The sequence below is a fragment of the Streptomyces sp. CB02058 genome (assembly GCF_001905505.1).
GTDB lineage: Bacteria > Actinomycetota > Actinomycetes > Streptomycetales > Streptomycetaceae > Streptomyces.
Map to the genome: position 1 here is coordinate 1,380,550 of NZ_LIPG01000002.1, position 13,454 is coordinate 1,394,003.

A 13,454-nucleotide genomic window follows, 5' to 3' on the forward strand; every position below is an offset into this window, starting at 1 on the left:
CACGCTCACCCCCGGCACTGCTCCACGAAACGCCGGGCGACCCCGGGCGCCGCCGCCCAGTGCGTGTGCAGATAGCTCGCGTGCACGCCCCCCTGCACGAAGCCCTCCACCCGTCGCTCCGGCTGATGCATGCCCCAGGCGGGCGTCGCACCGGCCCCCGGCTCCAAGACCGTGCGGTGGAACTCGTGCCCGCGCAGCCGGGTCCCGGCCACCGCCAGCACGCTGTCGGTCACCGCCACCGCCTGCCGGTAACCGAGCGTCAGCCGCTCGGACATCCGGGCCGAGGCGTCCAGCACCCCGCACATGGGCCGTCCGTCGAGCTCACGGGCCAGATACAGGAGTCCCGCGCACTCCGCGGCCACCGGCGCGCCGGAGAGGGCCAGCGAGGTCACCGCCCGGCGCAGCGGCTCGTTGGCCGACAGCTCCGGCGCGTACATCTCGGGGAAGCCGCCCCCGATGACCAGCCCCGCCGTGCCCGCGGGCAGCTTCTCGTCGTGCAGCGGGTCGAAGACGGCCACCTCCGCGCCCGCCGCCGTCAGCAGCTCGGCGTGCTCGGCGTAGGCGAAGGTGAACGCCGCGCCGCCCGCCACGGCCACCACGGGCCGGGAGGCCGGCGAGGGGTGGTGTTCCGGCTCCCACGCCCCGTCGGGCAGGGCCGGCGCCGAACGGGCCAGCGCCAGCAGGGCGTCCAGGTCGCAGCCCTCCCGCACCCGCTCACCCATCGCCCGTACGGCGTCGAGGGCGTCGGCCTGCCGCTCGGCCACCGGGACGAGACCCAGATGACGCGAGGGCGTCGCCACCTGCGGTGCCCGCCGCAGCACCCCGAGCACGGGCAGCCCCGACTCGTCGAGTGCCTCCCGCAGGAGCGCCTCATGACGGTCCGACGCCACCTTGTTCAGGATCACCCCGCCGATCCGCACCTCCGGGTCCCAGGAGGCGAAACCGTGCACGAGGGCCGCGACCGAGCGGGACTGCGAGGACGCGTCGACCACGAGCACGACCGGCGCCCGCAGCAGTTTGGAGACCTGGGCGGTCGAGGCGAGTTCGCCCTGCCCCGACGCCCCGTCGTACAGCCCCATCACGCCCTCGACGACGGCCAGGTCGCAGCCGCTCGCACCGTGGGCGAACAGTGGGGCGATCAGGTCCGGCCCGCACATGTACGCGTCGAGGTTGCGCCCCGGCCTGCCGGTGGCCAGCGCGTGGTACCCGGGGTCTATGTAGTCGGGCCCCACCTTGTGCGGCGACACCTGGAGACCGCGAGCCGCGAAGGCCGCCATCAGGCCCGTCGCGACCGTGGTCTTCCCGCTGCCCGAGGACGGCGCGGCGACGACCAGACGAGGAACACTCACCACTCGATGCCTCTCTGGCCCTTCTGGCCCGCGTCCATCGGGTGCTTGACCTTCGACATGTCCGTCACCAGGTCGGCGGCCTCGATCAGCTTCTGCGGGGCGTTGCGTCCCGTGATGACCACGTGCTGGGTCCCGGGACGGTCGCGCATGACCTCGACGACCTCGTCGGTGTCGATCCAGCCCCAGTGCATCGGATAGGCGAACTCGTCGAGCACGTACAGCTTGTACGTCTCGGCGGCCAGGTCACGCTTGACCTGCTCCCAGCCCTCGCGGGCCTTCTCCTCGTTGTCGGAGTTGTCACCGTGGAGGCCCTTCTGGACCCACGACCAGCCCTCGCCCATCTTGTGCCAGTCGACGGTGCCGCCCTCGCCGCTCGCCCCCAGCACCTTCAGCGCGTTCTCCTCGCCGACCTTCCACTTCGCCGACTTCACGAACTGGAACACCCCGATCGGCCAGCCCTGGTTCCAGGCCCGCAGCGCCAGCCCGAAGGCCGCCGTCGACTTGCCCTTGCCGACACCCGTGTGGACGAACAGCAGTGGACGGTTGCGCCGCTGACGTGTCGTCAGCCCGTCGTCCGGTACCGATACAGGCTGTCCCTGTGGCATTACGCGGCCCTCCCGGCAGCAGTGAAGTCCTTGACCAGCCCGGCGATCGAGTCGGCGCGCAGCTCGTCGAGCGTGACCGCGCTGCCCCCCAGATCCCGGGCGAGCTGTGCGGCGAGACCGAGGCGCACGATCCCCGACTCGCAGTCCACGACGACGGACGCGGTGCCCTCGGAGGCGTGCAGCCGCCCGGCCCGCCCCGCCAGCGCCACCGGAACGACGCCCCCGGTCGCCCGGCCGTCGGTGACCACCACGAGCAGCGCCCTGCGCGACGGATCGCGCAGCCGCTCCACCCGCAGCACGTCGTGCGCCTTCAGCAGCCCCGCGGCCAGCGGGGTGCGCCCGCCGGTCGGCAGCGACTCCAGCCGCGCCGCGGCCGCGTCCACCGACGAGGTCGGCGGAAGCGCCACCTCGGCGCCCCTGCCCCTGAAGGTGACCAGACCGACCTTGTCCCTGCGCTGGTAGGCGTCGAGCAGCAGCGACATCACGGCGCCCTTCACCGCGCTCATCCGCTGCCTGGCCGCCATCGAACCCGACGCGTCCACGACGAACAGCACGAGATTCCCCTCGCGCCCCTCCCGGGTGGCCTGGCGCAGATCGTCCCGCCGCACGACGAGACCCCGGCCCGCACGGCCGCGCGCCCGCTGATGCGGCGCCGCCGCCTGCACGGTCGCCGCCAGGTGCAGCTTCGTCAGGGCCCCCTCGGGCCGCCGCGACCCGGTCGTCCGCCCGTGCTCCGTGCGCGCCCTGGACCGCCGCCCGGCCGCGCCCTCGCCCAGACCGGGCACGCTGAGCATCTTCGTGCGGAACGGCTCGCCCGACCTCACCGGCTGCCGCTCCCCGGCGCCGCCGACCGGCGGGTGCGCGGGCGTGTCGCCGCTCCCCGTCTCCGTCTGTCCGGGAGCGTCCGGCGTGTCGGGCCCGGCGCCCTCCGGGCCGCCGGCGTCGGGGCCGCCGCCCTGCGGAGGAACCCCGCCGCCCGGCCCGTCGGGGTCCGGATCGTCGTCGCCGCCCCGCTCGTCCGCCGCGTCCTCCAGGGCCTCGTCCAGCTTGTCCTCGTCCAGCCCGGGCGCGTCGAACGGGTTGCGCCTGCGCCGGTGGGGGAGCGCCAGAAGCGCGGCCTGCCGCACGTCGTCGGCGACGACCTCGTCCCTCCCCGCCCACGCGGCCAGCGCCGTCGCGGTGCGGGCCATCACGATGTCGGCCCGCATCCCGTCGACCTCGAACGCCGCGCACGTCGCCGCGATCTGCCGCAACACGCCGTCGCCGAGCACCACATGGGGCAGCAGGGCGCGCGCGGCGACGATCCGCTCACGCAGCGCGCCCTCCTCGTCCGCCCACCGCGCGGCGAAGGCGGCCGGATCGTCGTCGTAGGCGAGCCGCCGGCGCACGACCTCCACGCGCAGATCCGTGTCCCGGGATGCGGCGACCTCGACGGTCAGACCGAAGCGGTCCAGCAACTGCGGCCGGAGCTCGCCCTCTTCGGGGTTCATCGTCCCGACCAGCAGGAAGCGTGACGCGTGGCGTACGGAGACGCCCTCGCGCTCCACGTACGACGCGCCCATCGCCGCCGCGTCGAGCAGCAGGTCCACCAGGTGGTCGTGGAGCAGGTTGACCTCGTCCACGTACAGGATCCCGCGGTGCGCGTCGGCGAGGAGTCCCGGCTCGAAGGCCTTCACGCCCTCGGAGAGCGCCCGTTCGATGTCGAGCGCCCCGACGAGCCGGTCCTCCGACGCGCCGACGGGCAGCTCCACGGTCCGTGCCGCACGCGACACGCCCGGTGCCTCCTCGTGCGGACCGTCGGGGCACGCCGGATCGGGCGCCGCGGGGTCGCACGAGAACCGGCAGCCCGCCACCACCGCGACCTCCGGCATGAGCGCGGCGAGCGCCCGCACGGCGGTGGACTTGGCGGTGCCCTTCTCACCCCGGACGAGGACCCCGCCGACGGCCGGACTCACCGCGTTGAGCAGGAGCCCGAGCCGCAGATCGTCCTGCCCGACCAGGGCGGTGAAGGGATACGGCGTACTCACGGAGCCTCCTCTGTCGCATGTACAACCGGTCCGGACGCATCGGGCGTCCGAGCCGCGGGCGGGGCGGGCGCGGGCGGCGCGCCCGGCGCGATGAACGGCAGCCCCTCGGGCGCGCCGGTCTCGATCAGCCGCCACAGCGCGTCCGTGTCCGCGTGTTCCTCGATCAGATCGCCCAGCCGGTCGAGCTGTTCCTCCCGCAGCGCCTCGAAACTCGTGTCCGGAGCGGCCTTGAACCTCCGCCCCGAAGCCCGCGCGACCTCGCCCAGGAACGCCCGCCGGAACGCGTCGCTCTCCAGCGACCCGTGCCAGTGCGTCCCCCACACCGGGCCCACCCGGCACCCGTCCAGGAACGGCTCGCCGCCGAGCACTTCGGCGACCCCGTGATGGATCTCGTAGCCCTCCACCGGTTCCCCGAGCGCCGTACCGACGGGCCTCTCCAGGACCTTCTCCCGGCCGAAGCGGACGCGCACGGGCAGCAGTCCGAGCCCTTCGACCAGTCCGGCCCGCGACTCCACGTCGTCCTCGATCCACTCGCCGAGCACCTGGAACCCGCCGCAGATGCCCAGCACCGGCCGCCCCTCGGCGGCCCGCCGCGCCAGCGCGCCGGCGAGCCCCCGCTCCCGCAGCCACGCCAGCGCCTTCACGGTGCCGCGCGTCCCGGGCACGATCACGAGGTCCGCGTCGGCGAGCTCCTCCGCCCGGTCCACGAACCGCACCACCACACCCGGCTCGGCCGCCAGGGCGTCCACATCGGTGAAGTTCGACATCAGCGGTACGGCGCACACCGCGACCCGCAGGACGTCCTCGCCGTGCGGCGGAGCCACGACCGACTCCCGCACGGTCCCGCGCATCGAGACGCGCAGCCCGTCCTCCTCGTCGATGCCCAGCCCGTGGGCGTACGGCAGCACCCCGTACGTCCGCCGCCCGGTGAGTCCGAGCAGCATGTCGAGGCCGGGCTCCAGCAGCGACACGTCACCGCGGAACTTGTTGACGAGGTATCCGGCGACCAGCGCCTGGTCCTCGGGGCTCAGCAGCGCCGTCGTGCCGAAGAACGACGCGAAGACCCCGCCCCTGTCGATGTCCCCGACCACCAGAACGGGGAAGCGCGCGGCCCGCGCGATGCCCATGTTCACGATGTCCGTGCGCCGCAGATTGATCTCGGCCGGGCTGCCCGCCCCCTCGCAGATCACGGCGTCATACGTGCCCCGCAGCTGCTCCAGGCAGTCCACGACGGTCCCCAGCAGAGCTTCCTGGCGCCCTCCGTGGTAGCCGCGCGCACTCATCTCGCCGACCGGCTTCCCCATCAGGACGACCTGGCTGGAGCGGTCGCCGCCGGGCTTGAGCAGCACCGGGTTCATCAGCGCCGAGGGCTCCACCCGGGCCGCCTGCGCCTGCATCGCCTGCGCGCGGCCGATCTCGGCCCCCTCACGGGTGACGAACGAGTTCAGCGACATGTTCTGCGCCTTGAACGGCGCGACCTTCACCCCCCGGCGCACCAGCCACCGGCAGATGCCGGCCGTGACGACGCTCTTGCCCGCGTCCGAAGTGGTGCCGGCCACCAGCAGCCCGCCGCTCATCTGCCCCTCCGCCCCATGGCCGACCGCCCCGCCGCACACACGGCGAGGGCCAGCACACTCACCCGGCGCGACAGCCGCACCGCGCGTTCGATGTCCTCGGCCCGCACCTCGCGGCCGGCCTCCCCGTTGAGCACGGGCCGGTGCTCGACCCGCCCGCCGTACGCCAGGGTGCCGCCCAGCCGTACGCCGAGCGCACCGGCGAACGCGGCCTCCACCGGGCCCGCGTTGGGGCTCGGATGCCGGTCCGCGTCGGCCCGCCAGGCCCGGACGGCCTCGCGCGGGCGTCCCCCGGCCGCCACCGCCAGCGCGGCGGTCAGCCGGGCTCCCGGCCAGCCCGCGAGGTCGTCGAGCCGGGCGGACGCCCAGCCGTAGCGCCGGTGACGCGGCGACTTGTGCCCCACCATGGCGTCGAGGGTGTTGACGGCCCGGAAGCCGACCAGCCCGGGTACGCCGCCGAGCGCACCCCACACCAGAGCCCCCACCACCGCGTCCGAGGTGTTCTCGGCGACGGACTCCACCACCGCCCGGGCGATCTGCTGCCCGTTAAGGGCCTGCGGATCGCGGCCGCACAGATGCGGCAGCCGCTCCCGGGCCCTCTCGATGTCCCCGGCGGCCAGCGCCCCGCCGATGGCGCGGGCCTCGCGGCCCAGCGACGTACCCCCGACGACGGACCAGGTGGCGGCGGCGGTCAGTGCCACGGCCGCGGCCGGACGGCCGCGCACGGCACGGGCGGCCAGGACGGCGGCGCCCGTGGCGCCCCCGGCGCAGACGAGCGTGTGCAGGGCGCCCCAGCCGCGGTGGTCGCGCCACAGCCGGCTCTCGGCAGCCGCGGCGGCCCGCCCGAAGGCGGCGACGGGATGGCCCCGCCGGGGATCGCCGAGCAGCAGGTCGCCGATCAGGCCGGCGGCGGCGCCGTACGCGAAGATGCGGTCGGCTCGCACGCGCTCAGCCGGCCGTCGCGCCTCGAAGGACCTTCGCAGCGGGTGGCGGTGGGGTGACCGACGCAGGGCAGCCAGACATGGCGTATGTCCTCACTCAGGGTCCGCGCCCTGGTTCGACGTGACCGGCGACGAGAGTCTCCTGGCTTCCGGATCCGCAGGTCCTCCGGCCTTCCAGTCCGCGGTGGCGGACCGTGACTTCCGTGTGGAGGACTGCTCCCCGGTGACAGTGGCGGGACCGCGCCGGATTCGCACCGGCTTCCTCTCCTGTCGCCGCAAATGGCTCCGGCAGTCCACCATGCCCCGCGAACACCAGTCAACCTGCCGTTGACCTGCGGGGCTTCAGTGTGCTGAGACGCACACCGGACCGGACACGAGGTGTGTCCGGCCCGGGTGGGTGTCCGTTCGGGGGATCAGGCGACGATCAGATAGATCCCGTACGCGACCGCCGCCACGCACAGCGCGAAGCAGGTGTACGCGCCGGTGCGCGCCAGGACGGCGGAACCGCCCCCCTGTGCCGGCGACGCCTGCTTGGCGAGAGCCGTGATGCCGAGGGTGAAGAGGCCGACCAGCGCGACGGTGACCACGAGGCTGACGCCGAAGACGGAAGCGAGGGCTGCCCAGTCGATGTTCATGCGGATCTGTCCTTACACCTTGGCCGGCCGGGCCGGATCGGCCGGAGTCTCGGCCGTCGTGGCCGGGGCGTGGATGGTGGTCTTGAGGTCCGCGACGCCCGAGCCGACGGGCGGCGGGCTGACGGCCGCGATGGCGGTCGTGACGACGCCCGCGGGCTCGTCCCCGGTCGCGTTGACGTTGGTGTGGTCGACCGGCTTGCGGCGCGACAGCAGCCAGATGGCACCGGAGCCCGCGACGAGCAGGACGGCGACGACCGCGACACCCCAGGGGCCCTGCTTGGTCAGGAACTCGGCGCCCGCTCCGACCAGACCGGCGGCCGGCAGCGTCAGGCCCCAGGCGACGAACATCCGGGTCGCGGTGGACCAGCGGACCACGCCCCCCTTGCGCCCGAGGCCCGCGCCCATGACCGCGCCGGAGCAGGACTGGGTGGTCGAGAGGGAGAAGCCGAGGTGCGACGAGGCCAGGATGACCGTGGCCGCACTGGTCTGGGCCGCGAAGCCCTGCGGCGGGCGCAGGTCGGTGAGGCCGCTGCCCATGGTGCGGATGATGCGCCAGCCGCCGAGGTAGGTGCCCAGCGCGATGGCGATACCGGCGGAGGCGATGACCCAGACCGGCGGGTTGGAGCCGGGGGCGAGGACGCCGCCGGTGACCAGCGCCAGGGTGATGATGCCCATGGTCTTCTGCGCGTCGTTGGTGCCGTGGGCGAGCGAGACGAGGCCCGCCGACGCGATCTGACCGGCGCGGTAGCCCTTGGCGGTCGACTCGAGCTGCGCGGGATCGGTGATCTTCCGGTTGATGCGGTACGTCAGCCTCGTCGCCAGCAGCGCGGCCAGACCGGCCACGAGCGGGGCGGCGATCGCGGGCAGCAGGACCTTCGTGACGACGGTGCCGCCGTTGATCGAGGACCAGCCGGCCGACATGACCGCGGCGCCGATGAGGCCGCCGAAGAGTGCGTGGGAGGAGCTGGAGGGCAGGCCGACCAGCCAGGTCAGCAGATTCCACAGGATGGCGCCGACGAGTGCGGCGAAGATGACCTCGGTTCTGAGGCCGTCCTCGTTGATGATCCCGCCGGAGATCGTCTTGGCGACCTCCACGGACAGGAACGCGCCGACCAGGTTGAGAACGGCGGACATGGCCACCGCGGTCTTGGGCTTGAGAGCGCCGGTCGAGATGGTGGTGGCCATCGCGTTGGCGGTGTCGTGGAAACCGTTCGTGAAATCGAACACGAGAGCTGTCACGATCACAATCGCGAGCAGCAGCGTGATGTGTTCCATTTACCCAGGCAATCGTTCGACGTCATTGGCACGTGGAACGTAAGCAACCTGGATGAACGGAAGGTGAACTGGGCAGGGCGGCACGGTGACCCCAACCGCGTATGCGCATTCCGCTTGTGAGTTTCCTGAGCGGCCCGGAGAGCCCGCGCCGGTGCGGCGACTGGCCGGTGGGGCAGGACCCGGCTCCGTGGCCTGCCGCGCACCCCCCGCCGAAGAGACCTCGGTCACCTGATCGTCCGGTCACCGCGCCCCGAGGGCTGTCCCGCCGGGGATCACGGGACGGTCCTAGGATCGCCGCATGAGCGACGCGGACCAGGACGAGATCGGCCGGGCGTGGCACGACGTCGTGGGGACGGCCCGCAGGACACGGGCGGAGGGGCTGGTCGTCGGCACCTCGGGCAACGTGTCGGCCCGGGTCGGCGACACCGTGCTGGTGACCCCCACCGGTGTGCCCTACGACCGGCTGGGCCCGGGGGACGCCGTCGGCGTCGACCTCGAGGGCCGCCAGGTGCTGGGAGAGCTGCTGCCGACCAGCGAACTCCCGCTCCACCTGGCCGTCTACCGCAACACCGGGGCCCGGGCCGTCGTCCACACCCACGCCGTCCACGCCACGGCCGTCTCCACCCTCGTCACCGAGGTCCCGCTCGTCCACTACGCCGCCGCCCTGCTCGGCGGCCCCGTCCGCACGGCCCCCTACGCCCGCTACGGGACCCGGGAGCTCGCCGACACCATGCTGGCCGCCCTGCGCGACCGCACCGGCTGCCTGCTCCGCAACCACGGCACCGTCACCTACGGGGACACCCTCGACGAGGCATACGACCGGACCGCCCAGCTCGAATGGATGTGCAGGCTCTGGCTCACCGCGAGCTCCGTGCCGGGCCTGAGCCCCGCCCTCCTCTCACCCGCCGAGCTCATGGAGGCGCAGGAGGCCCTGAAGGGTTACGGCCAGCCCGGCTGAGCCCGGCACGCGCACCGTACGGACGCGGCCCACTGGCAGCCCGTGCCCCTGCCCAGGACACTGGAGCCGTGCGCCCGGCAACCGCGGCGGCAGCAGCCGTCACCACGATCCTCGGCGTCGGCGCGGCAACGGTCGCCGCCGGCCGCTACGCCAGCGACGCCGCCCTCGGGGCGCCCTCGCCACGGCCCTTCCCCGGCGACCGCCGCCTCACCGTGCACGCCACCGCGGCCGGCCAGGTGACCCTGACCCGCTCGTTTCCCGCGCTGCGCCCGGGCACGTACGGACTGACGGGCCGCGACGTCCACGCGGTCGTCGGCCCGGTGGTCGAACAGCAGCCCCACGGGTCCGGCGCGTCCGCCGCCACCGTCGTGCGCCGGCTGGAACGCGTCAACCTCGGCAGCCTGAAACCGGGCACCAGGGTCCGGCTCACCCCGGAACTCCACCGGGGCGACCCGCACGCCGCCCTCGGCCTCGGCTACAAGGAGACCGAGATCCCCGGGGAGCTCGGAGCGCTGCCCGCCTGGTTCGTGCCCGGCGCGCGCGACACCTGGGTGATCACCGTGCACGGTCTCGGCACCACCCGGGAGCACCCCCTCAACGTCCTCGGCTTCCTTCACGGCCAGCAGTTCCCCGTGCTGGACCTCGCCTACCGCGGCGACCCCGGCGCCCCGCGTTCCCCGGACGGCCTGGCCCACCTCGGCGAGTCCGAATGGCGCGACCTCGACGCCGCCATCCGCTACGCCGTGCGCTACGGCGCCGAGAACGTCATCGTCCACGGCTGGTCGACCGGCGCGTCGATGGCCCTGCACGCGGCCGTCAACTCCGCGCTCCGCGACCGCATCCGCGGTCTCGTCCTCGACTCCCCGGTCCTGGACTGGAAGACCACCCTGCGCGCCCTCGCCTCCGCCCGAGGCGTCCCCTCCGCGCTGATGCCCCTCGCCGTCCGGGCCGCCCAGGGCCAGACCGGTCTGTACGGGGCCCGGCTCCTGGACACCTCGGTGCCGACGGCCCTGCACGTGCCCACCCTGATCTTCCACGGCCCCGACGACACGCTGGCCCCCTGGCAGCAGTCCCGGGAATTCGCCGCGCGCCGCCCCGACCTGGTGACCCTGCACCCGGTACCCGAGGCTCCGCACGGTGCGATGTGGAACGCCGATCCCGCCGGTTACGAGGAGGCGCTGCGGCGCTTCCTCACGCCCCTGATGTGAGCTGATGGGCCGGAACCGCCCGGTTGATCACCCGGCCCCGGGGCCTCCCGAACCCCGGTGACACGGCTTCCGTTTGGGCTTTCGGCCCGTCAGAGGCAAGACTGCTCCTCGTGACGTCCCGTACCCCGCGCGACTCCAGGCTGCGACTTGTCCGCCCGCGACCCCAGGCGACCGCCCGTAAGGCCGTGACGACCCGGCGCACCAGGCCGGCCCCCCGCCCACCCGAGGGCACACCGCCCCCGGCGGAACTGGCACGCCAGGCCAGGGCCGTGCTGGCCGACGCCGTGCGGATCGCGCACTGGGCGGCGGACGGCAGGAGCCCCGGGTCCGCCCCGCTCGCGGCCCAGGCCCTGGAGCGGGCCGCCGCCTCGCTGGAGCTCTCCCCGGCCCAGGTCATGGCCGGCTGGGACAGGGCCAGGCTGGCCGGACTCATCGAGTTGCACGGCGACACCGCCCGTCCCGGCTGGCGGCTGCGCGCCTGGGACCGCGACGACTCCGCCGTGCTCCGCGGCTGGGTGGCGCTCTTCGACGCCTGGTCGCTCGTCCACGCCTCGCCCGAGGGCATCGAGGCCGCGGCCGTGGCGGAGGCCGTCGAGGCAGTGCCCCAGGTGCTCTCCCTCCTCCAGCTCTCCGCGGGCCCGGTCACCGTGCCCGCGCTCCTCGATCTGCTGGGCCAGCGGGTCGCCGAGCTCCACGAGGAGCGGTGCGAGGTGCCGTACGGCCCCGAGGAGCGGCCCGCCCCCGTCGGCGGGCAGTCCGCCGACCTGAACGCGCTGCTGCTCGACTGGGCCCTTGAGGGCCTCGCCTCGGTGGGCGCCCTCACGCTCGGCACCGGCCACGCCACCCTCACCCCGCTGGGCAACTGGGCGGTCTGGGTCAAGCTGGAGCAGATCTGCGTCGCCGCGCAGAGCCCGGCCGGCAACATCGAGCAGTCCGCCGCCGACATGCTGCTCGGCTGCGCGCGCCTCACCCCCGGCCCGGCCCGCGCCGAATACCGGGCCTGGCTCGCCGCGCGGACCGTCGGCAGCGCCGTGGGCGAGCTGCTGGCGGTCGCCCGCGGCGAGGACGCCCTGCTGCGCGGGCTCGCCTTCGAGGCGCTGCGCGTCGTCGGAGCGCCCGCCGAGCCCGTCGTCCGCTCCGTCGTCACCGAAGCGCCCCTGCGCCCCTACGCGCTGCTCTGGCTCGCCGAGTACGAGGGCACCGACCCGGACGACGCCCAGGACGTCCTCAGCCGTGAGGAGGCCACCTGGCTCTGGGTCGACACCGCCGCCGCCGTCGCCGACCACGGCGAGACCGGGCTGCTGGTCAGGCATCTCGACTCCGCCGTCCAGGGCACGGTCCCCGCGCTCCTGGACGAGGTGCGGGCCGTCGGACACCCACGCACGGTCCAGGTGCTCGTCGCCCTGGCCGCCGCGCATCCGGACCCCGCGCTCGCCAAGGCCGTACGCCGCGCCGCCTTCCAGGTGCACACCGGCGGGGCGTGAGCGCGCGCACTCCCCGGGGCGGTCAGTCCGAGGACCCCGGGGCGTACGTCCCGAAGCTCCAGACGTTGCCCTCCGCGTCCCGGGCCATGTAGTCCCGCGAGCCGTAGTCCTGGTCGGTGGGCGGCATGAGGATCTCCACGCCGTGCTCCACGGCGCGCGCGTGGTGCTCGTCCACCTCGTCCACGACGACGTACACCGCCGCGGGTCCGGCGCCCGCCATCGCCTTGGCGAAGACGCCCTCGCCCCCCTTGGACCCGAGCATCACCCTGCCGCCGCCGCAGGACAGCTCGGCGTGGAGCACGCTGCCGTCCTCGCCCTCGTAGACCGCTTCCTCCGTGAAGCCCAGGGCCTGGGTCAGCAGCCGTATCGCGGCCTTGGCGTCGTCGTAGAGAATCGCGGGAAGGACCGTGGGGACGCCGTCGGTGCGTGCCATCACGCTCACCCTCCTCCTGCTCTCGCCGTTACCTGTGTGATCTGCGTCACAGTCTCGCACCGCCCACCGGCAACGTCAGCCGAAGGTGTCGCAGCGGCCCGGATCCCCGGTGCGGAACCCCGTCGTGAACCACTGCCGCCGCTGCGCCGACGAGCCGTGCGTCCAGGACTCCGGGTTCACGCTCCCCTGGAACTTCTCCTGGATGCGGTCGTCGCCCACCGCCGCGGCCGCGTCGAGCCCGTCCCTGATGTCCGCCTCGGTCAACTCCGTGATCAGGGGCCGCCCGGACTCCGAGGGCGTGCTCGTCGCGTGGTTGGCCCAGACCCCGGCGTAGCAGTCCGCCTGGAGCTCCACCTTCACGGAAGCGCTGTCCGCGCCCTGCCTGCCGTCCTGCGCCCTGCGCAGCGTGCCCAGCTGGTTCTGCACATGGTGGCCGTACTCGTGCGCCACCACGTACGCCTCCGCGAACGGCCCGCCGTCGGCCCCGTACGTCGTCCGCAGCTCGTCGAAGAACCCCAGGTCCAGATAGACCTGCCGGTCGCCCGGGCAGTAGAAGGGCCCGACCGCCGAGGTCGCCGAACCGCACGCGGTGCCGACCCGGTCGCCGAACAGGACGGTCCGGGCCCCGGTGTACGTTCCGCCGCTCTGCTCGAACTCCTGCTCCCAGTAGTCCTGCACGCTGTTGACGACCGCCACCGTCCGGCAGTCGTCCCTCGTGTTCGCGTCGCCGCCGGTCCGGCAGCTCTGCTCGACCTGCGCCGCCGAGGATGAGGTGGCGGCGGGCTCCGGATCGCCCGAGGAGAGGCCGAGCTGCTCGGGGCCGACGCCGAAGAACAGCCCGAGGACCAGCGCGATCAGGCCGATGACGCCGCCACCCATGGTGGCCCGGCCGCCCGGAATCCGGCTGCCGCGGACATCCCGTACCTCGGACGTGTCCAGGCCGGCGTCGTCGTCGAACTGCATGG

Annotated in this window: 12 protein-coding genes and 1 riboswitch; of the genes, 3 read left to right on the forward strand and 9 right to left on the reverse strand. The window is 74.0% G+C overall.

The window, feature by feature from the left end:
• Positions 1-5: 5 nt before the first annotated feature.
• The 7 genes from AMK10_RS13430 to AMK10_RS13460 form a co-directional block, all read right to left on the reverse strand.
• The gene (locus AMK10_RS13430) at positions 6-1,352 is read right to left on the reverse strand and encodes a cobyrinate a,c-diamide synthase (protein WP_073747909.1); all 1,347 of its coding nucleotides are present in this window, start codon (positions 1,350-1,352) and stop codon (positions 6-8) included.
• The gene (gene cobO, locus AMK10_RS13435) at positions 1,346-1,954 is read right to left on the reverse strand and encodes a cob(I)yrinic acid a,c-diamide adenosyltransferase (RefSeq protein ID WP_073747910.1); all 609 of its coding nucleotides are present in this window, start codon (positions 1,952-1,954) and stop codon (positions 1,346-1,348) included. Before cobO ends, AMK10_RS13430 begins: the two co-directional genes overlap by 7 nt.
• Positions 1,954-3,981 (reverse strand): putative cobaltochelatase, encoded by a 2,028-nt coding sequence (locus AMK10_RS13440; protein WP_073747911.1) that lies wholly within the window; start codon positions 3,979-3,981, stop codon positions 1,954-1,956. The genes cobO and AMK10_RS13440 overlap by 1 nt, the downstream gene beginning before the upstream one ends.
• Positions 3,978-5,558: a cobyric acid synthase gene (locus tag AMK10_RS13445; protein ID WP_073747912.1), complete on the reverse strand. Its 1,581-nt coding sequence runs from the start codon at positions 5,556-5,558 to the stop codon at positions 3,978-3,980. The genes AMK10_RS13440 and AMK10_RS13445 overlap by 4 nt, the downstream gene beginning before the upstream one ends.
• On the reverse strand, positions 5,555-6,499 hold the full coding sequence (locus tag AMK10_RS13450; RefSeq protein WP_073747913.1) for a cobalamin biosynthesis protein: 945 nt from the start codon (positions 6,497-6,499) through the stop codon (positions 5,555-5,557). The genes AMK10_RS13445 and AMK10_RS13450 overlap by 4 nt, the downstream gene beginning before the upstream one ends.
• A gap of 132 nt (positions 6,500-6,631) precedes the next feature.
• Positions 6,632-6,761: riboswitch (cobalamin riboswitch) on the reverse strand.
• Between the two features lie 148 nt (positions 6,762-6,909).
• Complete coding sequence (locus AMK10_RS13455; protein ID WP_073747914.1) at positions 6,910-7,131, reverse strand: hypothetical protein; 222 nt, start codon at positions 7,129-7,131, stop codon at positions 6,910-6,912.
• A 12-nt stretch (positions 7,132-7,143) separates the two neighbouring features.
• The gene (locus tag AMK10_RS13460; RefSeq protein ID WP_073747915.1) at positions 7,144-8,406 is read right to left on the reverse strand and encodes an inorganic phosphate transporter; all 1,263 of its coding nucleotides are present in this window, start codon (positions 8,404-8,406) and stop codon (positions 7,144-7,146) included.
• Positions 8,407-8,704: 298 nt separating this feature from the next.
• On the opposite strand from AMK10_RS13460, the gene AMK10_RS13465 reads away from it, so the two are divergent.
• The 3 genes from AMK10_RS13465 to AMK10_RS13475 all read left to right on the forward strand — a co-directional run bounded on the left by AMK10_RS13465 (position 8,705) and on the right by AMK10_RS13475 (position 12,056).
• Positions 8,705-9,364 (forward strand): class II aldolase/adducin family protein, encoded by a 660-nt coding sequence (locus AMK10_RS13465; RefSeq protein WP_073747916.1) that lies wholly within the window; start codon positions 8,705-8,707, stop codon positions 9,362-9,364.
• 68 nt (positions 9,365-9,432) lie between these two features.
• Positions 9,433-10,572: an alpha/beta hydrolase family protein gene (locus tag AMK10_RS13470; protein WP_073747917.1), complete on the forward strand. Its 1,140-nt coding sequence runs from the start codon at positions 9,433-9,435 to the stop codon at positions 10,570-10,572.
• Positions 10,573-10,757: 185 nt separating this feature from the next.
• On the forward strand, positions 10,758-12,056 hold the full coding sequence (locus AMK10_RS13475; protein ID WP_073747918.1) for a hypothetical protein: 1,299 nt from the start codon (positions 10,758-10,760) through the stop codon (positions 12,054-12,056).
• 22 nt (positions 12,057-12,078) lie between these two features.
• On the opposite strand, the gene AMK10_RS13480 is transcribed toward AMK10_RS13475, so the two are convergent.
• Entirely contained in the window at positions 12,079-12,489 is a 411-nt protein-coding gene (locus AMK10_RS13480; protein WP_073747919.1) for a VOC family protein, read from the reverse strand.
• A 75-nt stretch (positions 12,490-12,564) separates the two neighbouring features.
• Positions 12,565-13,452 (reverse strand): KPN_02809 family neutral zinc metallopeptidase, encoded by an 888-nt coding sequence (ypfJ, locus tag AMK10_RS13485; protein ID WP_073748060.1) that lies wholly within the window; start codon positions 13,450-13,452, stop codon positions 12,565-12,567.
• Positions 13,453-13,454: the final 2 nt, after the last annotated feature.

Excerpts from the sequence above, each read along its gene's own strand:
- ypfJ (WP_073748060.1), bottom strand. The coding sequence starts at position 13,452 with ATGCAGTTCGACGACGACGCCGGCCTGGACACGTCCGAGGTACGGGAT.
- cobO (WP_073747910.1), bottom strand. The coding sequence starts at position 1,954 with ATGCCACAGGGACAGCCTGTATCGGTACCGGACGACGGGCTGACGACA.
- AMK10_RS13445 (WP_073747912.1), bottom strand. The coding sequence starts at position 5,558 with ATGAGCGGCGGGCTGCTGGTGGCCGGCACCACTTCGGACGCGGGCAAG.
- AMK10_RS13460 (WP_073747915.1), bottom strand. The coding sequence starts at position 8,406 with ATGGAACACATCACGCTGCTGCTCGCGATTGTGATCGTGACAGCTCTC.
- AMK10_RS13465 (WP_073747916.1), top strand. The coding sequence starts at position 8,705 with ATGAGCGACGCGGACCAGGACGAGATCGGCCGGGCGTGGCACGACGTC.
- AMK10_RS13480 (WP_073747919.1), bottom strand. The coding sequence starts at position 12,489 with ATGGCACGCACCGACGGCGTCCCCACGGTCCTTCCCGCGATTCTCTAC.
- AMK10_RS13455 (WP_073747914.1), bottom strand. The coding sequence starts at position 7,131 with ATGAACATCGACTGGGCAGCCCTCGCTTCCGTCTTCGGCGTCAGCCTC.